At 66.4% G+C, this 24,801-nt stretch carries 20 protein-coding genes; 8 read left to right on the top strand and 12 right to left on the bottom strand.

Annotation, left to right across the window (positions count from 1 at the left end; translation table 11 throughout):
* Positions 1–146 precede the first annotated feature (146 nt).
* The 3 genes from Q7S93_RS05800 to Q7S93_RS05790 all read left to right on the top strand — a co-directional run bounded on the left by Q7S93_RS05800 (position 147) and on the right by Q7S93_RS05790 (position 4,483).
* Positions 147–581, top strand: coding sequence for an RrF2 family transcriptional regulator (locus tag Q7S93_RS05800; protein WP_304712792.1), 435 nt, complete (start codon positions 147–149; stop codon positions 579–581).
* A 112-nt stretch (positions 582–693) separates the two neighbouring features.
* Positions 694–3,009: a TonB-dependent receptor gene (locus Q7S93_RS05795; protein ID WP_304712791.1), complete on the top strand. Its 2,316-nt coding sequence runs from the start codon at positions 694–696 to the stop codon at positions 3,007–3,009.
* A 67-nt stretch (positions 3,010–3,076) separates the two neighbouring features.
* Positions 3,077–4,483 (top strand): FAD/NAD(P)-binding protein, encoded by a 1,407-nt coding sequence (locus tag Q7S93_RS05790; RefSeq protein WP_304712790.1) that lies wholly within the window; start codon positions 3,077–3,079, stop codon positions 4,481–4,483.
* A gap of 59 nt (positions 4,484–4,542) precedes the next feature.
* Here Q7S93_RS05790 and Q7S93_RS05785 read toward each other — a convergent pair whose 3' ends face one another.
* From Q7S93_RS05785 to Q7S93_RS05750, 8 genes are all read right to left on the bottom strand, one after another.
* The gene (locus Q7S93_RS05785; RefSeq protein ID WP_304712789.1) at positions 4,543–6,345 is read right to left on the bottom strand and encodes an SLC13 family permease; all 1,803 of its coding nucleotides are present in this window, start codon (positions 6,343–6,345) and stop codon (positions 4,543–4,545) included.
* Between the two features lie 130 nt (positions 6,346–6,475).
* A complete protein-coding gene (locus Q7S93_RS05780) occupies positions 6,476–7,153 on the bottom strand; it encodes a response regulator (RefSeq protein WP_304712788.1) in 678 nt (225 codons plus the stop codon).
* A 319-nt stretch (positions 7,154–7,472) separates the two neighbouring features.
* Positions 7,473–9,083 (bottom strand): tannase/feruloyl esterase family alpha/beta hydrolase, encoded by a 1,611-nt coding sequence (locus Q7S93_RS05775; protein WP_304712787.1) that lies wholly within the window; start codon positions 9,081–9,083, stop codon positions 7,473–7,475.
* Positions 9,084–9,154: 71 nt separating this feature from the next.
* Positions 9,155–10,153 carry an alpha/beta hydrolase gene (locus Q7S93_RS05770; RefSeq protein WP_304712786.1) on the bottom strand — a complete coding sequence of 333 codons (999 nt, stop codon included), beginning with the start codon at positions 10,151–10,153 and terminating at the stop codon, positions 9,155–9,157.
* On the bottom strand, positions 10,150–12,174 hold the full coding sequence (locus Q7S93_RS05765; protein ID WP_304712785.1) for an acetoacetate--CoA ligase: 2,025 nt from the start codon (positions 12,172–12,174) through the stop codon (positions 10,150–10,152). The genes Q7S93_RS05770 and Q7S93_RS05765 overlap by 4 nt, the downstream gene beginning before the upstream one ends.
* An 80-nt stretch (positions 12,175–12,254) precedes the next feature.
* Positions 12,255–14,522: a TonB-dependent receptor gene (locus Q7S93_RS05760; protein WP_304712784.1), complete on the bottom strand. Its 2,268-nt coding sequence runs from the start codon at positions 14,520–14,522 to the stop codon at positions 12,255–12,257.
* A 142-nt stretch (positions 14,523–14,664) separates the two neighbouring features.
* Entirely contained in the window at positions 14,665–15,756 is a 1,092-nt protein-coding gene (locus Q7S93_RS05755) for an AraC family transcriptional regulator (protein ID WP_304712783.1), read from the bottom strand.
* Positions 15,757–15,768: 12 nt separating this feature from the next.
* A complete protein-coding gene (locus tag Q7S93_RS05750) occupies positions 15,769–17,118 on the bottom strand; it encodes an MFS transporter (protein ID WP_304712782.1) in 1,350 nt (449 codons plus the stop codon).
* Between the two features lie 126 nt (positions 17,119–17,244).
* Here Q7S93_RS05750 and Q7S93_RS05745 point away from each other — a divergent pair, with 126 nt between their 5' ends.
* On the top strand, positions 17,245–18,339 hold the full coding sequence (locus Q7S93_RS05745) for an AraC family transcriptional regulator (RefSeq protein WP_304712781.1): 1,095 nt from the start codon (positions 17,245–17,247) through the stop codon (positions 18,337–18,339).
* Positions 18,340–19,018: 679 nt separating this feature from the next.
* Entirely contained in the window at positions 19,019–19,189 is a 171-nt protein-coding gene (locus Q7S93_RS05740; RefSeq protein ID WP_304712780.1) for a hypothetical protein, read from the top strand.
* A gap of 246 nt (positions 19,190–19,435) precedes the next feature.
* Here Q7S93_RS05740 and hemN read toward each other — a convergent pair whose 3' ends face one another.
* From hemN to Q7S93_RS05720, 4 genes are all read right to left on the bottom strand, one after another.
* Positions 19,436–20,773, bottom strand: a complete 1,338-nt coding sequence (gene hemN, locus Q7S93_RS05735) for an oxygen-independent coproporphyrinogen III oxidase (protein WP_304712779.1) — start codon at positions 20,771–20,773, stop codon at positions 19,436–19,438.
* Positions 20,774–20,863: 90 nt separating this feature from the next.
* Positions 20,864–21,508 carry a DUF542 domain-containing protein gene (locus Q7S93_RS05730; RefSeq protein ID WP_304712778.1) on the bottom strand — a complete coding sequence of 215 codons (645 nt, stop codon included), beginning with the start codon at positions 21,506–21,508 and terminating at the stop codon, positions 20,864–20,866.
* 63 nt (positions 21,509–21,571) lie between these two features.
* Positions 21,572–22,108: an SRPBCC domain-containing protein gene (locus tag Q7S93_RS05725; RefSeq protein ID WP_304712777.1), complete on the bottom strand. Its 537-nt coding sequence runs from the start codon at positions 22,106–22,108 to the stop codon at positions 21,572–21,574.
* Positions 22,109–22,150: 42 nt separating this feature from the next.
* Positions 22,151–22,531 (bottom strand): hypothetical protein, encoded by a 381-nt coding sequence (locus tag Q7S93_RS05720; RefSeq protein ID WP_304712776.1) that lies wholly within the window; start codon positions 22,529–22,531, stop codon positions 22,151–22,153.
* A 255-nt stretch (positions 22,532–22,786) separates the two neighbouring features.
* On the opposite strand from Q7S93_RS05720, the gene Q7S93_RS05715 reads away from it, so the two are divergent.
* From Q7S93_RS05715 to Q7S93_RS05705, 3 genes are read left to right on the top strand one after another with little or no spacing between them, the layout of a single operon-like run.
* Positions 22,787–23,077: a MoaD/ThiS family protein gene (locus Q7S93_RS05715; RefSeq protein ID WP_304712775.1), complete on the top strand. Its 291-nt coding sequence runs from the start codon at positions 22,787–22,789 to the stop codon at positions 23,075–23,077.
* A 4-nt stretch (positions 23,078–23,081) separates the two neighbouring features.
* Complete coding sequence (gene moaB, locus Q7S93_RS05710) at positions 23,082–23,621, top strand: molybdenum cofactor biosynthesis protein B (protein WP_304712774.1); 540 nt, start codon at positions 23,082–23,084, stop codon at positions 23,619–23,621.
* Positions 23,618–24,799: a molybdopterin molybdotransferase MoeA gene (locus Q7S93_RS05705; RefSeq protein ID WP_304712773.1), complete on the top strand. Its 1,182-nt coding sequence runs from the start codon at positions 23,618–23,620 to the stop codon at positions 24,797–24,799. Before moaB ends, Q7S93_RS05705 begins: the two co-directional genes overlap by 4 nt.
* Positions 24,800–24,801 lie beyond the last annotated feature (2 nt).

Genomic DNA, 24,801 nt, shown 5'->3' with positions numbered 1-24,801 from the left:
ATTTAAACCTATCTGTCTAGTAGATTTAGTAGGATTGCCACACGCTCCCGCGGAGCCGCCGGAACCTAGGCGCCCAAAAAAGGGATTGATCATCGTTACCCTTTAATTCCTATTGGAGTAACATACTATCGATCGCGGAGGCGAAAGTGTTCGGGAGCCGCGCGCGTTATGCGCTGAGATCGCTGGTCTATCTCGCCCATCAGGCGCCTGCCGCCCGAAGTTCTCATCTCGTGGCGGCCGCCCTCGACGCCTCGCCCAAGTTCATCGAATCGATCCTGACCGACCTGGCGCAGCGGGGCCTGCTGCAAAGCCGCCGCGGCCGATATGGCGGCTACAAACTCGCCAGTCCGGCCGGCGCGATCACGGTCCTCGAGGTCTTGTCGGCAATCGGGGTCAGGGTGGGCGGACCGGATTGTTCGGTGGATAATCCAGCTTGTCACGGCTGCGCCGCAGAGACGGTCTGTCCGGTCCGCGACCTCCTGCGGCGGAGCCGTTCCGAGGTGGAAGCCCTCCTCGCGACCCAATCGCTGCTCGACCTGGCGACGGCGGGCGCCCCAGCACGCTACGCCGGCGGCGCCTGAGCTTTTCCCGAAGCTGAGGCAGAAAAACTATATATCCTTTCTCGATCGGCTTTGTAGGATTAGTAGGATTAAATGGCTGGAGGGATTTATGTCGAACCCATATCGCGTTTCAATGTTTGCTTTTGCCGCCGCCGCCGCCCTTGGCGGCGGGCCCGCGGCCTACGCCCAAGGCCCCGTTGCGCCGACGGTTGATGTCGATGAGATCACCGTCACGGCGCGCCGCCGGGTTGAGCTTCTGCAGGATGTGCCCATCCCCGTCACGGTGCTCAGCTCAAATTTGGCGGCCGACACCGGCACCTACAATGTCACGCGCCTCAAGGAGATCGTGCCGTCGGTGCAGTTCTATTCCACGAACCCGCGGAACTCGGCGATCAACATCCGCGGCCTTGGATCGCCTTACGGCCTGATAAATGACGGTATCGAGCCGGGCGTGGGGCTCTACATCGACGGCGTCTTCCATGCGCGTCCCGCGGCCGCGACGCTCGACTTTGTGGACATTGATCAGATCGAGATTCTGCGAGGTCCCCAGGGCACGCTCTACGGCAAGAACACCACCGCCGGCGCCATCAACGTCACCAGCAAGCGCCCGCAGTTCACGCCGCGCACCGACGTTGAACTGAGCTTCGGGGACTTGAACTATCAGCAGGCCAAGGCCTCCGTCACCGGCCCCATCACAGAGCGTCTGGCCGGCCGTCTTTCGTTCTCCGGCACCCGGCGCGATGGCGTGCTCTACAACACCGCCACCCAGGATGATCTGAACGACCTGAACAATCTGGGTGTGAAGGGGCAACTGCTCCTCGTCGTCTCCGACTCCCTGGAGGCGACCCTGGCCGTCGACTACACCCGGCAGCGGCCCGAGGGTTATGCTCAAGTGGTCGCTGGCGTCGCGCCGACCCTGCGGGCCGCCAACCGTCGATATGAAGGCATCGCAGCTGATCTCGGCTATGCGCCACCCAGCTTCGATGCGTTCGACCGCGTCACGGACGCCGACACCCCGCACCGTTCCTATCAGGATGTGGGCGGCGCCGCCCTGACCGTAGACTGGGACGTCGGGCCTGGCTCTCTGACCTCGATCACGGCGTGGCGCTATTGGGACTGGAATCCGTCGAACGACCGTGACTTCCTCGGCCTGCCGATCACGACAATCTCCGCCAACCCATCGGAACAGCGGCAGATTTCGCAGGAGTTGCGCTATTCCGGCGATTTGTCGGAAAACCTCAACTTCGTCGTGGGCGCCTTTCTCTTCCGGCAGACGATCGATTCCACCGGCAAGCAGGAGCAAGGCTCAGCCGCCGCCCGCTTCCTCCTGGCGCCCAGCGCCGCCGCAGCGACGCCGGGCCTGCTGGACGGCTACGGCCAGACCTCCGATATCTCATCCACCTTCCTGAGCGCGGCGCTGTTCGGTCAGGTGGAGTGGGCGGTGACCGAGCGGCTTCGTCTGCTTCCAGGCCTGCGCATCAACTACGACCAGAAGGAAGTCGATTATCAGAGCACCGTCTATGGTGGCCTGCAGACGACCGATGCGGCGTTGATCGCCCTTCAACGCTCCATCCTCGCGCCGCAGACCTATGCGGCGAAGACCGACGACACCAACCTCTCGGGTCAGCTGACGGTCGCCTATGAGGTCTCTGATCGGGTGAACGCCTATGCGACCTACGCCACCAGCTTCAAGTCCGTGGGCTTGAACCTCGGCGGGGTGCCCAACGACGCCAGCGGCGCCCCGGCGCTGGACGCCGCCACCGTACGCCCCGAGGAGGTCACGCACTATGAGGTGGGTTTGAAAACCCAGCCGTTCCGGGGGGGCACCGCCAACTTCAGCGCCTATCAGACCGAGATCGACGACTTTCAGGCCCAGGTCGTCAACGCCTCCGTCGGCGTCTTGCGGGGCTACCTCGCCAACGCCGAGAAGGTTCGGGTCCGGGGGGTCGAGTTTGATGGCCAGGCCAGGATCGGGGATGGCCTCAGCCTCTACACCGCCGTGGCCTATACCGACGCCATCTATGCCTCATTCACCGACGCCCCGCCGCCGCTGGAGCTCACCGGCGGTCCCCAGGTGGTCGACATTTCCGGTTCGCGCCTGCCCGGCGTCTCCAAGTGGGCGGGCTCGATCGGCGGCGAGTATGCGGCGCCCGTCGGCCTCGCCGGACGGGAGGGCGAAGCCTTTGCCGGGGTCGACGTCAGCTACCGCTCATCCTTCTCGTCGAGCCCATCGCCGTCCCAGTACCTGAACATCGACGGCTACAGCCTGACGAACGCCCGCCTGGGGTTCCGCGCCGAGGATGGATGGACGGCCTTCGTGTGGGCTCGCAATCTCTTCGACGAGAATTACTACGAGCTTCTGTCCGCCGCGCCTGGCGGATCCGGGCTCTTCGTCGGGCTGCCGGGAGACGGACGTACGTTCGGCGTGACCCTTCGCGGGAGCTTCTAGCGACCAGGGACGGTGGGCCCTCGCGCCGACCGTCCCGCCTATTGCATACCCCGCAGAGGATCACATCATGACTTCGCGCCCCACGGTCGCCGTCATCGGCGCGGGCTTCAGCGGCCTGCTCACGGCGCTGCACCTGCTTGCCGATCCTGACGGCCCCCAGGTTCGGCTGATCGAACGGGCGGGCGCCTTCGCCCGTGGCGCGGCTTACGCCACCGGCAACCCGCGCCACATCCTGAATGTGCGCGTGGCCAATATGAGCGCGTTTCCCGCCGATCCGCAGCACTTCCAGCACTGGCTGGACCGCCGTCCGGGCTGGCAGGCCCGGGCCGGCTTTGTGACCCGCGGCTGCTATGGCGACTATCTGCAGGACATGTTGTGGCGCTGCGCGGAGTCCCCCGCCGCGGCGGGACGGCTGCTGCTCGAGGCTGATGAAGTCACCCACCTGCGCCGCGAAGGCGCAGGATGGCGGCTGACCATGGCCATGGGTCGAGAGTTCAGCGTCGACGCCGTCGTCCTCGCCTTGGGCGTGATGTCCCCTGCCCCACCGACCGGGGCCAGCGCAGCCCTGGGGCAGTCCCCCCTCTACATCGCCGACCCCTGGCGCGCCGCAGACGCCGTGCCCGAAGGCGTTGGTCCCGTCCTGCTGCTGGGGTCTGGCCTGACCATGATCGATGTGGCGCTAAGCCTGGAGGATACGGGACGGCGCATGGTGGCCCTGTCCCGCCGCGGACTGTTGCCCCTGTCGCATGCCGAGGACGAGATCACCCCGCTCACAGGGCGTTACGCCGGATCTCCCGCTCAGGTGCTTCAACAGGCGCGGCGCCGTCGCGACGGGACCGAATGGCGCGACGTGATCGACGGTCTCAGGCCGCATGTATCCGGGTTGTGGCGGCAATGGGACCTAGCCGAGCGGCGTCAGTTCCTGCGCCATCTGCGGCCCTGGTGGGAAGCCGGGCGACATCGGATGGCGCCCTCCATCGCCCGCCGGATCAACCAGATGATCGCGCGGGGCCAACTGACCATCCAGGCCGGTCGCACCGTCGCCGTCGATCCAGGCTTCAGGCAGGTGCATGTCACCTGGCGACCAAAGGGCGAGAAGGCGACCCGCACGCGGGCGTTTGACGCCTTGGTCAACTGCACCGGCCCCGGCGCGGATCTCCAGCTCAGCGGCTCCCCACTGGTCCAGAGCCTTCTGGCGCAGGGGATCATCCGCCCCGACCCGAACCACGTCGGAATCGATGTCGACCCGGAAGCCCGGGTCCTGGATCTGACCGATGCCCCCCTCGACAGTCTCCGCGTCGTGGGGGCTCTCAGTCGGGCGGCCCGCTGGGAAATTACCTCGGTGCCAGACATCCGCGTCCAGGCCGCGGCGACGGCGTTCAGCCTGATCACCGCCTTGCGAGAGACGGCGCCTAGGGATGCGGGCGGCGATCCTGACTTCAGCCCATCGCCGGCGAATGCGCGCCTGCACTAGGCTGGTATGCGGCCTTCAGCCGAGGCTCGAGGCGCGCCCTTGGCCCAAAGGTTGAGCGCCTAGATGAGCCAGTAGATCGCCACGCTCGTCGCCACCCCGACCACGATGTTCATGGGGATGCCGATCTTCAAGAAGTCGGTGAACCGGTAATCCGCCGCGGCATAGACAAGCGTGTTGGTCTGGTAGCCGATCGGCGTCGCGAAGCTGGCCGAGGCCGCCATCATCACCGCCACAATCAAGGGCCGCGGGTCGAGCCCGAGTTCGTGGCCCAGGCCAATGACGATCGGAGTCATGAGGACGGCCACCGCGTTATTGGTCACGGCCTCGGTCAGCAGGGAGGTCAGGGCGTACACCGTCAGGATGAGCAGCAGCATCGGCGCCAGCCCGAGCCAGGGCGCGACCCAGCCCACGATCAGATCAACGCTGCCGGCGTTCTGAAAGCCGATGCCGATGGCCAGCATCGAGAAGATCAGGACCAGCAGGCTGCCGTCGACGGAGGCCCAAGCCTCCCCCGGATCGATCGTTCGCGTGAGCAGGACGACGGCCACGCCGATGATCGCCAGACCCTCAATGGGCATGACGCCCGCCGCCGCCAGCAGCACCGTGGCCAGCAGGGTGAGGATGGCGATCGGCGCCTTGGCCCGGCGATAGGGCGTGGCCTCCGATTTCGAGAACCCGGCCAGGTGGATATTCTGCTGGAGCGCCTCGATCTCCGGCGGCCGTGCGGCGATCAGCAGGGTGTCGGCCGCCCTCAGTCGCGCCGAGCGGAGATCCGGCCCCGGCAGATGTCGCGCGCGGGAAATGCCGAGGATGCGGATATTGAGGCGCGACAGCATCGCGATTTCATTCAGCTGGCCGCCGATGTTCGGGTGGGTCGGGGCGACCGTCGCCTCATAGAGCTGCAGATCCGGATCTCGCCGGGCCGAAGCCAGGCTGACACCGCCGCTGAGGCCGCTGATCCCCACCTCATAATCCTCGGTAAGCGCAAAGGCGGCCAGTTCTCGGGGCGAGGCCGATATGACAAGCCTGTCCCCGGCCTCAAGGACGTGGTCGGCCAGACCTGACCGAACGATCTCGCTGTTGCGCTTCACGGCCAGAACGCGGGCGCGATCGGACTTCAGCGCCCTCACCTCTCCGATCGGGCGCCCGATGACCTCGGCGTCCCGAAGGATTCGCAGCTCAGAAAGGCAGTCGTGACCGGCCTCGTCCTCCACCTCGCTCTCGGCACGGTCGGGCAGCAGCCTCGGGCCGAGCAGAAGCAGGGCGAGCGCGCCACTGATCGCGGCGATGAAGCCCACGCCGGTGATCTCAAAGATCCCGAAGGCGGGCTCGCCGGCCTCGCGGGCGACCCCATCGACCAGGAGGTTGGTGGACGTCCCCACAAGCGTGAGTGTTCCGCCCATGATGGCGAGATAGGACAGCGGGATCAGAAGTCGTGTGGCCGCCACCCCCAGCGAGCGTGCAAGCCGCTTCACGATGGGGATCATGATGATGACGACCGGCGTGTTGTTCACCACGCTCGCGGTGACCAGGGCTCCGCCCAGCACCTCGGCAAGCACGTGTTTCGGCTTCGCCTTCGCCCGGCTCAACAGAAAGCCGAGCACCGCATCGATCGCGCCCGTCCGCACCAGCGCACCCGACAGAATGAACAGCGCGCCGATGGCGACCGGCGCCGAGTTGGAGAAGACCGAGCGCAATTCGCTCACGGACACGAAGCCGAGCAGCAGGACGGCCGCCGCGCCGACGACACCGACCACAACCGGCGGAAAGCGCTCGGCGACGAATGCGGCGAATATGGCGGCGAGCAGCACGAGCCCGATCACGGCGCTGTGCTGTTCGATGAACCCCGACACGACGAGCATTGTTAGGGCGCCTCTCTGCAATGGGGCAGGTCAACCTGGCTGCAGGCTTCGATCTGAGTGCGTAGGGTAGCTCGGCCCGCCAAACAACCACAGAGGGGCCAAGCGGCGCCGGCCCCGGCGGGCGGGCGGGCTAGCGTCGCGTACGCCTCAGCAAGGCCGCCGCCATGGTGACGGCGGCGAGCAGTTCGGCGCTGTTGAACGGCTTGCCAACAAAGCCGAGCGCGGCGTGGTGGTCCACGAGATGCTCATTGGGCCCCCCGGAGACAAATAGGGCGCTTACGCCCCAACGCTCATGGAGCTGGCAAGCAAGCTCCACGCCGGTCGCCGGCCCCTCCAGCTCGACGTCCACGATGGCGAAATCGATGGCAAGCAAGGCGGCCAAAGTCGCGGCCTGTTCGGCTGTCGCGGCCATGGCGACCACCTGGTGCCCGGCGTCTGTGAGGGTCTCGACCACTGCCGCAGCCAGCTCAGGATCATCCTCAACCACCAGCAGCGACAGGGCCGCAGCCCCATCGAGGAACGGCCCGCTATCAAGCGCCGCTGTGGCGGGCAGGAACACGCGGCCCACCGCGGCCCCCGCGCCCTCCGACGTCCCCACGAGGTCGCCCATCTGGGCGACAAGAAGCGGACGCACTTGCCGCCACAGGCCGCCCGCAGTGGCGTCAGGGTCGACCGCAAGATCAAAAATCCTGGCGAAGTCAGTCAGTACGGCGAGGGCGGCGTCATTGCCTTCGGCTCCAGGCTTCAGCAGGGGGTCATAGTCTGCGCAGAGGTCCAGGAATGCACTCCGCCGGACGTTGACCGGCACGCGATCCGGGCGCGGCGACTGAGGGTTCATATCTCGCCTCACTTCTGGTGTGCGGGGCGTAGTGGACGCCGACGCACTTCCAAACCTAAAAACCCACCCAATAGGTCGAGTATGAACCGCGCATTCCGCGCGCGCATTCATAACTGCGTGGGCGTACGTTCCCAGGCGGCCGCCCCGCCGCATGCAGGCGGCGCTTCTTCCCGAGCCCGCAGAGAGCCGCCGGAGGGGACTTCGGAGCGCCGCGCTATCGGCATGGAGGAGGTATAGCCGGCGCCGCGAAAGCAAGGGCCTACAACGGCAGGGCGTACTCTGCGCGCGATCAGGTCGGCGGCGAGACCGAGCACACGAAGCTGGCCGCATCGTTCGGGTCACCAGAGCCGCGTCGCCAGGCCTTGGCGGGATAGGCGCATAGCGGGCGCTGCATCGCCACGCCCTTGGCTGGTGATCCGTCCACATAGCGTGTGCTGATCACCTGATCCGGCGCAGGCGCGCCTTCGACCCAGTCCACAAGGGCCGCAAAGAGGTCGTGTCGCGGCGTCGCGGTGGGCGGCGGGATGGCCGAGGCGCCCGCAGCGTTGAACACATCTGGACCTGGGCCGCCTGCGCAGTGGGAGAATCCCGGCGCCATGAAAAGCCGGGCGAAGTCCTGGGCCTCCTCAAGGCCGCCGGCCTCCTGCACGGCCCGCTCATAGAAAGCGACGCTCTGATCGGGCGGCACGAGGCTGTCGGCCCAGCCGTGATAGATGATCAGTTTGCCGCCCCTGGCTTGAAAATCGCGCAGACTGCCGCGCGTGGCGTCGTTCACGATGGGGCCGAGGGCGGCGTCGACCTTTGCCATGTCGCGCTCGACCTGGAAGGCGGACCAGTCCCAATCGGCGCCGAACACCCACTTAAAGAGGCTCACGAATGGCGGCTGGCCATTCGGACGCGACTGCAGAAAGCGCCAGTCGAAGTGACCGGTCGTCTCGCTTCCGGGCAGCCAGCCGTAGAATAGCGGCCGTCCGCTCCGATCGGTCGGCCCCGAGTAGAAGGCGCGGGCCGTGGCCACCTCCCCTGCGGTCAGGCAGTCGTCCCGATCCTGGTCGCCACACGCCAGTTCCCCGGGATCGAAACGGCAGGCCTTGGGGTCGCCGATGAAGGGGTCGCCGCTCAGACCGCTTCCGCTTGCGCCGCAGCGCTGCAGCGCGGCCATGCTGAGCAGGCGAAGCTTCGTCTCCGAGAGGCGGCGATCGGGCTCCAGGTTTGCGGCGAGATCGTTCCACAACACCGCCCCGTGGCCCCAGGTGCGGTTGATGACCGGCGCGCCCACAAGAATGCCGTCGTAGTCGTGGGGATAGTAGAGCGCCTCGATCAGGCCCTCCTGACCGCCCGTCGAACATCCCGTGTAATAGGCGCGCCGAGCCGGCGCGCCGTAGAAGGCCTTGGTGATCGCCTTGCCCGTAACCGTCATGGCGTGGGTCGAGCGCCGAGCCCAATCCCGCCACTTCTGCGGCTGGCCGATCAGGGCCTCGCCGTCGAGCGGCGTCGCCGGGGCCGTGCCGGTGTCGGTGACGGCGGTGGCGTAGCCGCGCCGCAGTCCCGTGGTCATGGGTCCGTAGCCTGCGGCCAGGATGCCGCCGAAGCCGCCGTTGCCGTTGCCATGGAAGACGCCCCGCCAGCCCGAAAGCGGCAGCCAGATCTCCACCCCGATATCAGAACCCGGCTCGGTTCGGACCGAGGCCACCACGCGGCAGAAGGCCGGCAGGTCCTGGGCCCGGATCGGACCCATTGTGGCGAAGCCGCCCGCGGGCACAACCTCGGCGCTCCTGATCACGGTGTCCGGCAGGTCGAGCTTGTGGAGCGCCTCGCACTGGGTGGCCGCCGCGCTCGGGGCGGCGATGGCCAGGGCCATAAGGCCCGCCGCCGAAGCCAGGAGACCGCGAATCGACACACGCCGGCGGGTCCGTTGAATATGCCCCAAGACCATTGGCTGCACCCTCTGCTTGATATGCCGTGCGCCGTTCACCAGCGCCGAATCCGGCGCGAATCGTGGGCCGCCACCGGCAGGCCCGCGGCGCGCTTCTGCTCGTCCATGACGGCGCGCGTCTCCATCACCTGCCGGTCGATCCAGGCTGGCGGTTCGATCTGCCGGCCAAGGAAGCCGAGGGCGTCCGCCAGCCGAGGCCCCAGCGAGGGACCGACATGGTCGGCCCCGCGGACAAGGCGATATTCATGGGCCACGCCGGCATCGAAGAGGACGCGGTGGAGGAACTCGACCCCTTGGGCGAGATAGAGCATGTCCTGATCGCCCACCTCAACATACACGCCAAGATCGACGAGCCGGCGCGGCTCGCGCCGGGCGATCGTCGCCGGATTGTTGGCGGCCCAGTATTCGGCGTCTACGGGCGAGCCGAAGATTTGCGCGTAGACCTCGTCCGATCGCCAGAACTTGACCTCGGGGCCAACTTCGCTCCAAGCCAGGGTCGGCTCGAGGGCCGGCTCCACCGCAGCCACAGCGCCGAATGTCTCGGGGTGCTTAAAGGCGAGCCGCAGGGCGCCGAGGCCGCCCATCGACCAGCCGCCGAGGAAGGTGCGCGGCCGGGTCGCCGCAACCGGCAAGGTGGCCCGCAGATGCGGAACGAGCTCCTGTAGGATGAAGGTCTCCCACTGCTCGGAGCGATCCCGGTAGTCCATGTAGAGCGACCGACGCGCACCCGGCATGGCGATCACCAGGGGGGCGATCTGGCCTTCGGCGATAGCGCGGTCGATGACATCGGCGAAGCGGGCGAGATCCTTCTCACTTCCGCCGCCGCCATGCAGAAGGAGCAGAAGGGGATAGGCGCGGATCGGCGTTATCTCGAAGCCGGGCGGCAGATAGATGTTCAGCGGGATGTCACCCGGGACATGGATCGAGCGAAGACTGTGCGCGGTCAGCCTCCCCTTGGCATGGGCCATGGCCGAGGCGTTCGTCGGAATGGCTGCGGCGGCGGCCAGCCCTGCCAGGTCCCTGCGGTTGATCATGCGGGACTCGATGTCCGGGCGCCTTTCAGCCAGGTCTCCGCCTGGGCCTGATACCAGGGGATCACTTCGGGGTTTTCGACCCCGTCCAGGTTGATGACCTTTTTCAACGGCCAGCCCTGAAACAGGCGCTTGACGGGGAGTTCCTGCTTCTTGCCCGAGAGGGTGCGGGGGATTCCCGGAGCCTGGACGAACCGGTCGGGGACGAATCTCGGCGACAGCGCCTCACGGATGGCGCCGGCCATCGCTGCCTCCAGGTCGCCGTCCAACGCCTCGCCGGCGCGAGGAACGACGAACATCACAAGCTGGCTACCGCCCTCGCCGTCCTCCAGGTCGACGACCAGGCTGTCGGCGACATCGGCGAGACGCTCGACTGCGGAATAGATTTCCGCCGTCCCCATACGCAGCCCGTTCCGATTTATCGTCGCATCGCTCCGCCCGCTGATCGAGCAGCTGCCATCCGCCTCGACCTGCAGCCAGTCGCCGTGCCGCCAGACGCCGGGCCATTCATTGAAATATGAGCTCCTGTACCGCTCGCCGTCCGCGTCACCCCAGAAGAACAACGGCATGCTCGGGAAGGGACGCGTGCAGACCAGTTCACCGACGCGGCCGACGACGGGCCGGCCATCCTCATCCCAGGCCTCGACGGCCGCGCCCAATTGGCGGCACTGCAGCCGCCCGGGCGCCGGCGGCAGCTCTCGGTTTCCAGAGAGGAAGGCGGCGGCGATGTCCGTTCCGCCGGAAATGTTGCACCACCAGATGTCCGGCTGGCCGAGTGCGGCGAACGCTTCGCTGCCCCAGGCCTGCACCTCCGCCGGAAGCGGCGAGCCGGTGCTGCCCAGGGCCCGCACAGCGCCAAGATCGCCTGCCTCGCTCAGCCGCAGGCCGACCTTGCGGCAGCTGCTGAAGAAGGCTGCGCCGGCGCCGAACCACGTCACGCCGTGACGCGCTGCGAACCGCCACAGCCGCCCCCAGTCGACCTGGTCCCTCGCGCCGCTCGGCGAGCCGTCGAACAGGCAGATCGTGGTTCCGCTCAGGAGCCCGCCGACCTGGACGTTCCACATCACCCAGCCCGTGGCGCTGTACCAGTGGAACCGCTCGCCGAAGGTGTTGGTCGCGTAGCTCGGCCCCACATCCAGATGCATGTTGCCGACGATGCTGGTCAGGGCTACGCCGCCGTGCCCATGCACGATGGCCTTGGGGAGGCCGGTGGTTCCGCTGGAATAGAGGATCCAAAGCGGATGATCGAACGGCAGCCACTCCGGCTCGAACCCCGCCACCTCCGCGTCCTCCCTTGACTGGGCGAGAGCGAGGTCAGCGGCGCCGTCGATCTCGCCCTCACCATGGCCTGTCCGAAGAACGAAGACGGCCTCCAGGCTCGCAAGCCCGCGCCGGATTTCCTGCACCACGGCGCTTCGGTCCCTGGCCCGGCCGCCGTAATAGACGCCGTCCACAGCGATGAGCGCCTTGGGCGTCACCTGACGGAAGCGGTCAAGGACGGCGGGCGTGCCCATGTCCGGCGAGCAGAGCGTCCAGACAGCCCCCAGGCTGGCGCAGGCCAGCATGGCGACGACCGCCTCGGGCACGTTGGGCAGGTAAGCCGCGACGCGGTCGCCGCGCCCCACCCCAGCGCGCCGCAGTTCGAGGGCCAGCGACGCAGCTCGCCGCCGCAGATCGGCCCAGCCCATATGGGTGACGCGGCCGGTCTCGTCTTCGGCGATAATCGCCGGCTGTCCGGCGGCTTCCGCGGCCTCTGCATGCCGCATCACCTGCCGCGCGTAGTTCACCCGGGCCCCCTCGAACCATGCGGCCCCGGGCATGTCGCCGCGGACGACGGCGCTGTGCGGCGTGGGCGACTCCAGGCCGCCATAGTCCCAGACGCTCTCCCAGAAGCGCTCAAGGTCGGTCGTCGACCATCTCCACAGATCGGCATAGTCGCGAAATTGCAGCCCGTGGGCCTCGCCCAGCCAGGTTCGATAGAGGGCGAGCTGGGGGATGGGTGCGACCCTGTCGCGGCTGTGCATGGTGAGGTCCTGTGAAGTGGGGGCGCATGGCGAAGGAGGAAGCCCAGCCGGGGAGAGGCTGAGCTTCCGCACCGAAGGGATCAGAACTGACGGGTGAGGGTGACGCCGTACATTCGGGGCAGCCCGAGGGACCCCGTGACGGCTGCGTTGGCGCCTGATCCCGCCGAACCCTGGCTGACGTAGCGCTCGTCCGCGGCGTTGCGGACCCATGCCAGCAGGGCCCAGGCCCGATCCTGAGAGGCCAGTTCGAGCGAGCCGTTCAGAAGCCCGTAGGCGGCCTGCGAGTTCTGCCGATTGTTGTAGATGTCGAAGTAGGTACGGCTCTGCCACTTGTAGTCCACCCGGGCCGTGAGGTTCAGACTGGCGGTGACCGGGAAGCCGTACTGGGCGGAGAGGTTGTACTGCCAGCTTGGCGCCTGGGTGAGCGCGTTGCCCTCCAGCTGGACCGCCCCGGGGGGCAACAGCTCCCCGTCGCGGCTCGCTCCGACGCAGGAGGGCGAGGTCTGCGCCGTCGGGTACAGGGGGTCGTTGTTGCAAAAGAAGCCGAACGTGGCGTCCAGATAGGTCGCCGCGCCGGTGAGCCGCAGCCCCCGGATCGGGTTCGCCTCGGCCTCGAGCTCCACGCCCTTGATGGTCGCGGAGGTCGAGTTCTCGACCCGCGGGAAACGAACCTGGGTCTGGTCGTTCAACCGGAACACCGTCTGCTGGAGGTTCGAGTAGTCCGCATAGAAGCCGGTAAGGCCCATGCGCACCCTGCGGTCGAACATCATCGCCTTGAGCCCGGCCTCGTAGTTCCAGACGTATTCCGGGTTGAACCGGTTCACGGGCATCGAGACATCGCCCAGCGTGTTGAAGCCGCCGGATTTGAAGCCGCGCGAGACGCTGGCATAGATCAACGTCTCATCGGTTGGCGTGTAGTCGAGCACAAAGCGCGGCGTAAAGGCGCTGAACTTGCCCGAGTCCGAGCTGATACGCGGCGTGCCTGCGACCGATGACACCATCTCGTAGGACTTGTCGTCGGTGGTGTATCTCCCTCCCACCGTAGCGCGCAGCTGGTCGGTTAGCTGGTAGCGGAACTGCGCATAGGCGGCGTAGGAATCCAGCGTCTCCTCCGGCAGATAGACGAGATAGTTCTGGAAGGTGGGCAGGCTCAGATAGAGCGGCTCGCTGGACTCGCCGCGCATATAGAAGGCGCCGGCCACGATGTCGGCACGCTCGCCAAGGTTCGCCGTCAGGGTGAACTCCTGCGTCGCCTGCTGGGCGTAGATGCCGATCAGATCGAACCGCGAGGTGTTGTTTGGCGTGGCGTCAACATCCAGGTCGGTGAGATCGATCTCGTGGTCGATGAACCCCGTCGTGGAGGTCAGGGTGACATCGGGAGACAGCTCCCAGGTGGCGACGGCCGTCGCCCGGACGCTTTCTACGTCGCGGCGGTTCGGTTCGTTGAAGTAGAAGGTGAGGTTCTCGGGGTCGTTCTGCGGGTAGGCGTAAGTGGGCAGCTCCGGAACCGTCGGCCGCGCAGGATCGGCCCGGCCGAGGATCTGGGCGAAGCCGGGGTCGCTCCGGTCGCGGGTATAGTCGACCAGGGCCTTGAAGCTGAGGGTTGCGGTCGGCATGTACAGGAGCTGGCCGCGCACCTCGAAGACATCGGTGTCGTTGTTGCGCTTGCCGATGAAATCGTTCTTCAGCCAGCCTTCGGATTCTTCGCGCTGGAACGACAGCCGCCCCAGGAGTTGACCCGAAAAGGCCCTGTTGATGTGGCCCTTGAGGCCCTTCCGGTCGCGATCGCCCAGGGTTGCGCTGAGGCTTCCGTCATTCGTGTTCGCAGGCGCCTTGCTGTAGATGTTGATGGCGCCGCCGGTGGCGTTGCGGCCGGCGATGGTGCCCTGTGGTCCCCGAAGGACCTCGACCCGCTCGATGTCCATGAAGGCGGGGTTCATCATGAAGTGGTTGAGCAGCGGCACGCCGTCGAGCGCCACGGTGACCCCCGACTGGCTGCCGATGTCCTGGCCGGCCTGGCCAATGCCCCGCATGGCGATAAAGACGTTCGTGGACCGGGTGCCGAACTGCAGGCTCGGCGTCAGCTGGACCAGATCGCCAACCTCCTTGGCGCCGGCCCGCTCCAGGGTCGCGCTCGATATCGCCGTGATGGCGATGGGAATGTTCTGCAGGCCTTCAGCGCGCTTCTCAGCGGTGACGACGACCTCCTCGAGCATGGCTTCGTCCGAGCTCGCCGCTGTCTGCGCCAGGGCGTAGCCAGGCAAGGCCACGCTCCCCAGCAGAGCGGCCACGCCAATGGGCAGCGCGCCGATGCGGCGGGTCGTCTTGCGGTTCATTTTGCTTTTCATTGTTCCCTCCCTCGATTCCAAGATCGTTGCACCCGAAGTCTGGAGCTCCGGTCCCTGACCTTTGGCGGCAAGGGGGCGCGGCGCTCAATTGCCGGGCTGACAGCGTGATTTGGCGTATGTGACCAGCCCTGGCGGCGAGGCATCAGGCGGCTCTTCGTTCGCTCAGAATCGCCGTCGCGGTCGCGAGCCTGGCTGGATCTGCGCCGTATCGGGCGCGGTAGGCCGAAGGACTGGCGCCTGCCCAGGCGGCGAACTGGCGCGAGAAGCTGCCGGGGTCGCTGAACCCCAGGATCAGACCGATCTGCGTGATGGGGCGGTCGCTGGCGATCAGGTAGGCCCCGGCGAGTTCGCCGCGCAGCCTGGTCCTGATCTCCTGGAAGCAAGCGCCTTCCCTGGAAAGGTCGCGGCGAAGCCGTCGGGCGACGGTCCTGAGCCGCGCCGCGACGTCCACGACGCTGGGCGACCAGTCGCCGGCCCTGTGAAACTCCAGGAGCGCCTGCCGTGTGCGCTCCCGCCAGCTCACACCCTCCCCGGGGGGCTCCAACCAGTCCGGCTCGCTGGCGTAATAGGCTTCGTAGTCCTGGATCGCGCGGTGGATCAGGGGCGCCGACAGGTCGTTCCAACCGTAGGACAGGGCGTCGGCCGGGGCGTCGAACCGCACGGGGCAGCGAAAGACGGCGAAGCGGTCGAAGCCGCTGTCCTGCATTGGCCGCGGCCCCTGGATCGACAGGCCGCGGAGCGCCAGGGGACGGCCGATCAGCCAGCTGAAGAAGTGGTAGATCCAGAGAAACCGGATCCAGACCAGGATCTGCCGGTCGAGTCCCCTGGCCGTATGATACTCGCAGGTGTGCCGCAGGCCGCCGCCGTGATCGTCGGTCACCGCCGGCCCGGCGTCGGCCAGCATGGCGTTGGTGAACCGGACACTCACCCTGAGCGCCTCGCCGAGGGTGGGGCAACTCATCAGCGAGATCAGCCGCTCGGTCTCAAGCGCCAGGCGGCACCCATTCGCGAAGAAGCCGAGATAGACGTCGTCGAGACTGAGCTGGATCTGACGCACCAGCCGGACCAGCGCTGGGCCATCGATCGCAGTCGCCCTATCGCCGTAGACCCGGGGATCGATCCCGGCGTCGCGGAGGATTCCGACCGGATCCTTTCCGCGACGAACCGCGCCCTGCAGCAGGGCCTGGACCGCAGCACCGTCCGGCCCAAGCACCGGTGATGTCACGCCGCACATGAACGGACGCCCTCACCCGCGTTCGGCTTCGGCGACAGCGCCGAGGGCGACGTCGCTCGCCTGCCGATGGGCGTGCAGCCAGGACACGCAGATGAGCGACACAACACAGGTCGTCGCCATGTATCCGGCCACCGCCATGCTGTTCTGCGACGCCGCGAACAGCGCTGTGGCGATCATCGGCGCGAAGCCGCCGCCGAGCAGCACACCCACCTGGTACCCCAGGGACGCGCCCGAGTACCGGACCTCGGTGGAGAAGAGTTCGGCGAACAGGGCCGCCTGCGGGCCGTACATCATCGCGACAAAGCACAGGGCGATCGCGATAGCCGCACCGATCGCAATGGGTCCGCCCGTCTCCAGAAGCGGGAAGAAGGCGAAGGACCACAGGCCCGTCGTCACGCAGCCGAGCCTGAACAGACCATATCGGCCGAACCGGTCGGACGCGGCGGCGACGAGAAGCAGCGCGGGGATCATGCAGAGGCTGCCGAACATCACGCCCATGAGCATCAGCTCGCGCGACAGCCCCAGCTCCGTCGTCCCATAGGAGATCACCCAGGTGATGATCACGTAGAAGCAGGCGTTGCTGGCGATGAAGGCCCCGCCCGCCAGCAGGATCCGCCGCCAGCTCGTGACGATCACCTCCAGAATGGGAGAGCGTCGCGGCGTCTGGGAGGGGGCGGCCAGGGCCCGCCTTGCGGCCGCCGCCACGAACTCGCGCGATTCCTGCATCCGTGTATGGACGTAGAGCGCAAGGCCGACCACCACGACGCTGAGCAGGAAGGGAATTCGCCAGCCCCAAGCCTCGAACGCCGCCTGATCCATCAGTCGGAACGAGACGATAAAGGCGACATTGGCCAGGATCACGCCGGCCGGCACGCCGATCTGCACGAAGCTGCCGAACAGACCCTTACGCCCCTCTGGCGCGTTCTCGATCGCGATCAGCGCCGCGGCGCCCCACTGTCCCCCTACGGCGAACCCCTGGGCGAAGCGCAAGGCGATCAGCATCAGGGGCGCCCACATTCCGATGCTGGCATAGGTCGGCAGCAGGCCGACGAAGACGGTCGAGACGCCCATGATCATGAGCGCCGCCACCAGGGTCGCCTTGCGGCCGTAGAGGTCTCCGAAATGGCCGAACACAACGCCCCCCAGCGGGCGGGCGATGAACCCGACGGCGAAGGTGCTGAAGGCGGCCAGCTGGGCCACGAGCGGCGACAGATCCGGCGAGAAGAAGATGTACGGGAACACCAGCGCCGCCGCCGTCCCGTAGACGAAGAAGTCGTACCATTCGACGCCCGCGGCGACGGCGGAGGTCAGGGCCAGCCTGGCGGTGGATCCGCGCGCGGGCGTGGTGGTGGCGTCGGTCATCTGTAGTGCCTCCCTCGACGGGCCGATCTACGCCGGCTGTGGCGGGAGGATAGGAAAGAGCGGCTATAGAGTTTGAGGTCTTTGGCGGCCACATATATGTCTTTATCGGACAATCAGGAGCACAGCTTGGCAAAGACCAGACTGGGCGGCGCGCGGCCGGGATCCACCGCCGGGGAGCTTCCTCCGGCCGGACGCCCCCTCCGCCGCCCCCTCCCCAACCAGAAGACGTTCGCGCCGTACAAGATCGCGACTCTGATCGAGGCGACGATGGCGGGGGGCCTGACCGCCGAAGCCGTCCTCGCGGGAACCGGGCTCAGCCTGGCGGATGTCCGCGACCCGCGCACCCTCACCTCGATCCGGCAGTACCTGACGGCGTGCGAGAATGTCGTACGGGCCCCGGTGGACCCCGCCGTCGCCTATGAGGTCGGGGCCCGCCTCCATCTCTCAGCGTACGGGATGTACGGCTATGCGCTGATGTGTTCGCCGACCATGCGGGACTTCTTCGACTTCGCCATTCGCTATCACCCCCTCGCCACGCCCGTGCAGCAGCTCGGATGGCGACAGGAGGGCGATGTGGCGGTCTGGACCTTCACGGAGATCTACGACGATCTCATGAGCCAGGACCTGCGCAACTTCCTGCTGCGTCAGCAGATGATGATGACCTCGACCCACATGCGCGACGTCCTGGGCGCCGAGATTCGCCCCATCCGGGCGGTCTTCGGCCTGGTCGATGGCGGCACGACGGCGGCTGACGAGGCGTCGCTCGGCTGCCCCTGCCTGTTCGGACAACCGGCTCACGAACTCCACTATCCGGCGAGCGTGCTCGACCAGGCGCCTGAACTGGCCAATCGCCTGACTCGCGCCATGCTGGAGGAGACCTGCGACCGGTTGGTAGGCGAGGCGAAGATGACGACCAGCGTCGCTGGCGACGTCTATCAACTCCTGATGCTCTCACCGAACCGGCTTCCATCCGTGCAGGCCGCGGCTGAGCGCCTGGGCATGACCGAGCGAACGCTGCGCCGCCGCTTGAGCGAGGCGGGCTACACTTATGCCGGGGTCGTCGATGACGTGCGGCGCACTCTGACGCTGGAGTACGTCACGACCACGCGCATCAGCGCCGATGACATCGCCTGGCAGGTCGGCTTCAGCGACAGTTCCAACTTGAGGCGAGCGGTCAAGCGCTGGACCGGAAGAACCTTTGCCCAGGTGCGGCGTGGGTGATGAGGCGCTCACCTCCCCAGCCCACCGAACCTGTAGCCCGTCCCGCACAAGCGGCGCTGGTGGGCCCGGCAGGACTCGAAGGTGAGCTGGTTTCTCCAACATTTTTCGCTACTTATGAGTTGGAAACACGAATGGCGCCAGCAAGGGTACCAGCAGGACCGCTTTGCCGATCTTAGCAAAGGCAGCGCTCCCCCACCGACGGGTCCTCGGACCTCTCCGATGTCGATGTGAGGCCCGCGGCATTGCCGCTCTTGGAAGCGGCAGGCTCGGCGAACAACTGGATCGAGGTTCCGGAGCGCAGTCTCCTTAGAACGCTATCGGGGCTGCGGTCGGTGACGCGTTGGGCGCCACGTTCCACCTTAGCGACCCAGCGCCAAGCCGGTCCGCTCCTAGAAACAAAGGCGGCCCCACGGCGTGCCGGGGGCCAAGTGAGAAGCGTGGGAGTGCCAATTGGCGCAACTCCTTTGACTGGGAAACAGCACCCAAGCGCCAAGTCAGGAGAGGGTAGCCGCTACGCAGCCAGGACCGATTGCCTGTTCTCAATCAGGAGCTTGACCTGTGCGGAACACACTCGTGACAGCGGCAAGCACGGCCAGGCGGACGACGACGGGTCTCCCTAGGAATGTTGGGCTGCCGGCTTGAACAGCTTCAAGGCGCTCGTCCTCAGGGTGAGGCATGAATGACCTATGTGGAGGCCAGCATGAACCTGCAAGAGGCCAGGGCGATCCTGGGCGCCGTCAGGCGCCATGAAGTTAAGCGTCGCGCGGCCCAGCTGGCGGCCTTGCAGAGCCTGACGACGATCGAAAGGCGACAGCTGGACGCAGCCCGACTCATTCTGCGGCACAAGTAGTCAGCGGCGATCTCACGCGATGTCCTGCGCCTCCATGTTTGAGCTTCACTTCAAAGGGGCCGAAGGCAGATACGAAATCGTCCACCTCTACTGCGCTGACACTGAGATTATCACCCGGCTGAGACGCCTGCCGGCCGCCCAGGCCGCAACAACAATCGATGTCCAGCGCGACGGGCTCCTGCTGTTCACCCTAGCGCAATCCCCGTCGGTCCCGTGACGGCAGAGCCTCGCCCGCTCGAGGTCCGCCTAGACGGCGCGGGAATGCCGCAGGGCCTCCGGCTGAAAATAGGTGTCGAAGCATGCGCTGATCGACCGCACCAGGGGGCGGCCCGCGGGTAGCACTTGAATGTAGCTCCCGTCGATACCGACCAACCGGTCGTCTAGAAAGGGCTGCAGCTTTTCTATGGCGCCGCTCAGTTCGGCGGGGCTCCGAGTCTGGTGGCGTCCGCACACCGCCTCCAGATCAACGGCGAAGTCACACATCAACCGCTCGATGATTTCAGCTCGGAACCTGTCGTCTTCAGATATGGCCACCCCACGGGCGATGGGCGCCTCGCCACGGTCTATGGCTTGCCGCCAGGGCAGTTCCTGGGTGTGATTCTGGACATAGCCCCCTGGCAGAGCGCCGATGGCCGAGGCGCCAAAGCCGATCAGCGTTCCCGCGGAATCGGTCGTGTATCCTTGGAAGTTGCGCCGCAGTCGATGGTCGGCCTTGGCGCGGGCAAGCTCGTCATGGGGCAAGGCGAAATGATCCAGCCCGATGGAGACATAGCCCTCTCCGATCAGCTTCTCTTCGGCCATCAGCGCCTGTTCGAGACGTTCGGCCGGGCCAGGCAGCGCCGACTCTGCGATCAGTTTCTGATGTGACTTCATCCAGGGAACGTGGGCATAGCCGAACAGGGCGAGCCGCTCGGGCCGAAAGGCCAGGATAGCGTCGATGGTGTCGAGGACGCTCTGCGTCGTCTGGTGGGGCAAGCCGTACATCAGGTCGAGATTGAGAGAACGCACCCTGATCGAGCGCAACGCCGCCACGCATTCGTCGATCTGCTCGAAGGTCTCGTTGCGATTGACTGCGGCCTGAACCTTCGGATCCAGGGTCTGCACCCCGAGGCTCGCCCGGTTCAGGCCGAGCGCTCCCGCGGCGTCGACCCAGGACTTGGTCAGGCTGGCCGGATCCAGTTCGGCGGCGATCTCCATGTCGTCGGTAAATGCGAACTCGCGACCCAGGGCGCCGAAGACCGCCTGGAGTTCTTCGACCGTGAGGGTATTGGGGGTGCCTCCCCCCAGATGGAGCCCGCTTGCAGGCCGTCGGCCGTCGAGCTTTCGGGCGACCAGCTCCACCTCCCGAAGGAGATAGCGGACATACTCGCCGATCGGTTCGGGCCGATTGACCACCCGTGTGTTGCAGCCGCAGTACCAGCAGAGACGGGTGCAGAAGGGCACATGGACATACAGGCTGACCGCCTTGTCCTGCGGAAGGGCGACGAGCCAGTCACAATATTCGGCTGGGCCAACGTCGGTGGAAAACTGCACGGCGGTGGGATAGCTCGTATACCGCGGGGCGCGACCGTCGTGCTTGAGCACCCTATCTATTACACCCTCAGGGATGGAAGCGACCTTTGCCCGCGTCATGACAGCCTTCCTTGACTGAACCACCCCCAGATGGACTGGGGTTCAGATGAACTTGGGGAAAAGGATGTTGTTCTCGATGTGCATATGTTCACGCAGGTCTTCGTCGACCTTGCGGCACATCTCGTAGAGCGCGCGCCAGGTGGTGCATGCGCCAGCCGGCGGCGTAAAATCTGTCGTAAGCCGGCCCAGTTCGTCCAACTGTTCGCCGACGTCCACATGCTCGGCGAGCATGCGCTCGATCGGGAAACGGATCATCGCTCCCCCGCCCTGGAGCATCATCGGGAACAGGACGGCCTCTTCCTTGTGTTGATGCCCCTGAAGGTCATCAAGGATCAGCGCCAGATGATCGGCCAAGCCGTGGGGACAGTCGGGCTTGGCCCGGTGGACCGCCTCGACACGGCGAGCCAGACGTACCGCTTCGGGCAACTCAGCCATATGGACTTCATGATACCGGCTGAGGATGTGAGTGATCAGGCCGCTCGCGTCAGCCGGCAGATCGCCTTGATCGGCCGCAAGTCCATCAAGTTCGGCCTGAAGATCGGAGACTGACAGACCTCGCTGGATAGCTGCTTGTGAGAGCGAGGCCCCCCCGTCGCTACAGAAGTCGATCTTGTGTCGCCGGAAAACGGCCGTCGCCCCTGGGCGCTCTACAGCGATATCGCGAACAGTGGTGTCTTGGGAAATCATGAGAACCTCCATTGGGTTCTCTATAAAGCGCTGCGCTGGCGCCCACCTTGGCATGCGCCACAGTCAGCCTTGATGTTCGTCACCCAGCGGCTCGAACTCACCACCGAGAAGTTCAGTCGAAAGCGCCGCCCGCAAAGCTTGGAAGTGGTCGAAGGGGAACTTGATCGGCACGCCCTCCAGCGCCGCGGCGAGCATCTCCAGATGGGCGTCCCAGCCGGCAAGCCCGCGGGCCGGATCATCGGCCTCGGACGTCGTCAAAGATAGAAGAAGACGGCTGTCTGCAGGGCCAAGCGCTCGAAGACGCCAGCGCAGGGGCCGTTGCGGCTCACCGGGACCGCTCCAGGAGTAGTCAAGCGCCTGCAACGGGATGGCTTGCGTCACGGGGCTGTCGATCGCCGACCCGCTTTGGCCGAAGTCCAGGCGGGCAAAGCCGCCTGGACTCGCCTGGACCTGCCCCTCGGCAAGCCAAAGCGGCAGAAACTCAGGTTCGGTGAGATATGCCCACACTTTTTCGACCGCGTGGGGAAGGTCCCGAACCAGGACCCCCTCGATCTCACCGTCGGCGCGCCTGAGGACGCGAGCGCCCAGGGGAAGCGTCATCTTATCTCCGTCCTGCTTCCCGATCGTGTCAGTCACGCCTGGTCAGCGCGACGCTAGGACCTGGACTTGCAGCGGAGCGGCTTGCGCGAGGTTCTGAGCTCGCAACTTCGCATAGGTGCGCAAGGTCCGCGCCGTCGCCTTGTCGCGGCACCATTGCCGATCCAGGGGCTCCAGTTCGCCGTTGCTCAGGGCGGCGTCGCAGACGACGCCGGCGGCCTCTCGAACATCCAGGCGTACAGCCTGAACTGTGCGTCCGACATAGGGAATGGTCATGACCGTAGGCGCTCGCCCAATCACGGCGAGGTCAGCGACTACTTCAGCTCGGGCGACGCCGACGCTTAACCCGACGGACAACAGGGCGAGCGTAGCCGAGGTCGCCGCAGCGGCATTAGCAAGAGACTCGAGTCGAACATTCAGACGCATGACATCGCTCCTTGGAATTACCACACCCGTACTATGCGTCTGCTTGGATGACATTGCCGCGATTCAATCGTCGGATTGATATTCGTCTAGACGTCAGATGATATTGGACGATCCCAATTCCGCGGTCGCAGGCTAACCTGTGACGCAGGCAGATTTGACGCCCCCAGCATCAGAGCTCGTCGCTTCGGTCTGGTGCGGCGCATGGGCCGCTGCAACTCGCCTGACTAGTCGGAACGCGCTCTCCAAGGATCCGCAATGCTAGATGTGACGTCGAAGGCGCCCGAGACAGCCAGCGCCAATACCACCATCCTCTTCTTTGGCGCCGTCAGCGACCGTTTGGGGCGAAGCCTCCGGGTGCATGTGCCAGCTGGCGGCGTGTCGCTCGCTGGCTTGAAGGCTTTGATCGCCGCCCAACTCCCTGACGCCGCCGCCGCCCTAGCGGCGACTGGGATCAGGGCTGCGGTCGATCAGGTGCTCGTCATCGACGTCGCCCACATCCACCCTGGGGTCGAAGTCGCCTTTTTCTCCGCATTTTCTGGAGGTTGACCCCATGAAGCATGGCCTTGACGAGCGCTTGCCGTTCTACCCCCTTCGCATCGCGGTTCTGACCATCTCCGACACCCGGAACGAAACCACCGACACGTCCGGCGCCCTGCTCGCCGACCGACTGTCGGAGGCCGGCCACGAGCTGGCCGGCCGCGCCATCGTCCCCGATGAGGTCGAGGCCATCGGTCGTCAGGTCCGCGCCTGGGCCGACGACCCACGGGTGGACGTCATTCTGACCACGGGTGGCACCGGCTTCTCTCCGCGAGATGTGACGCCCGAGGCGGTCCGTCCGCTGCTAGGCCGCGAGATGGATGGCTTTTCTGTCGTCTTTCACCAGGCGAGCTATGGAACGGTGGGGGTATCAACCCTGCAGTCGCGGGCCCTGGCGGGGCAGATCGACGAGACGTTTATCTTCTGCGTCCCCGGCTCCACGGGCGCCTGCCGCGATGCTTGGGATCTGGTGCTGGCGCAGGAGTTCGACAGCCGCTTCCGCCCCTGCTCCCTCGTCGGCCAGGTTCCTCGCTATCGCGGCGTCTGCGCGTGATCAGTTTCGACGAAGCCTGCCGCCGTCTGACCGACCTGGTCGAGCCCCTGGACGCCGAGTCAGTGGCCCTGGACGAGGCCGATGGCCGGGTTCTGGCCCACGACATCCTCGCCCCGCGCGACAGTCCCGCCCAGGCGGTGTCGGCCATGGACGGCTATGCGATCCGCGACTCCGAATTGAAGGCGGGGCGAACCGCCTGGACTGTCAGCGGCGAAATCTATGCCGGCGATGCGCCGTCCGGCGAATGGCCCGCGGAGGTATGCGTGCGCATCTTCACGGGTGCGCCACTGCCTGTCGGTTTCGATCGGGTGGTGCCGCAGGAACTGGTGCGAACGACGGCGGAGGGCATGAGCCTAGATCCTCATCAGCTCTCCAGCCCCCATGTCCGGCAGGCAGGATCTGACTTTCGGGCCCAACAGATTCTCCTCAGACGAGGATGTGTTCTGCACCCTGGCGCCCTCCTGCTCGCGGCGGCGGCCGACCGGCCGTTTGTCTCGGTGAGCCGCCGTCCGCGGGTCTCCATCATCTCGTCCGGCGATGAACTCGTCGCGCCAGGAACGGCGCTGGATCGGCCCGGCCGGGTTCCCGACAGCGTGTCCTATGGAGTCGCCAGCCTGGCCCGCCAATGGGGCGCGGGCGTCGTCAAACGCCTTCACGCGCCTGATGATCTGGCCACGCTGCGCCGCGCTGTCGCCGAGGAACAGACGAACGCCGATGTCATCGTCATGACCGGAGGAGCCTCGGTCGGGGAAAGGGACTATGCCCGAGCGGCTTTCGAGCCGCTTGAACTCATCATCGACAAGGTCGCCATGAAGCCGGGAAAGCCGGTCTGGGTTGGCCGGTCGAGGGGGCGGCTGGTGGTCGGCCTGCCCGGCAACCCCACCGCCGCCATGGTCACGGCGCGCCTGTTCCTCGCGCCCCTGCTGGCGGCGCTGAGCGGCCGATCACCGACTGAAGCCTGGGTCTGGCGCTATGCGCCAGTCGGCCAACCCTTTGCGCCCACGGGTGAGCGGGAGGTGTTCGTTCGAGCCCACATGGATGCAGCCGGCGCACACCCTTGCGGAAGCCAGGACTCCAGCGCTCAGGCGGTCATGGGCGAATGGACCCTGTTGGCGCGGCGAGGTCCCGACGCGCCGGGCTTGCCGACCGGGAGCCAAGTGCAGGTTCTAGCGCTCTAGGG

Source organism: Phenylobacterium sp., assembly GCF_030646615.1.
Classification (GTDB): domain Bacteria; phylum Pseudomonadota; class Alphaproteobacteria; order Caulobacterales; family Caulobacteraceae; genus Phenylobacterium.
This window is presented reverse-complemented; position numbering and strand designations above follow the sequence as displayed.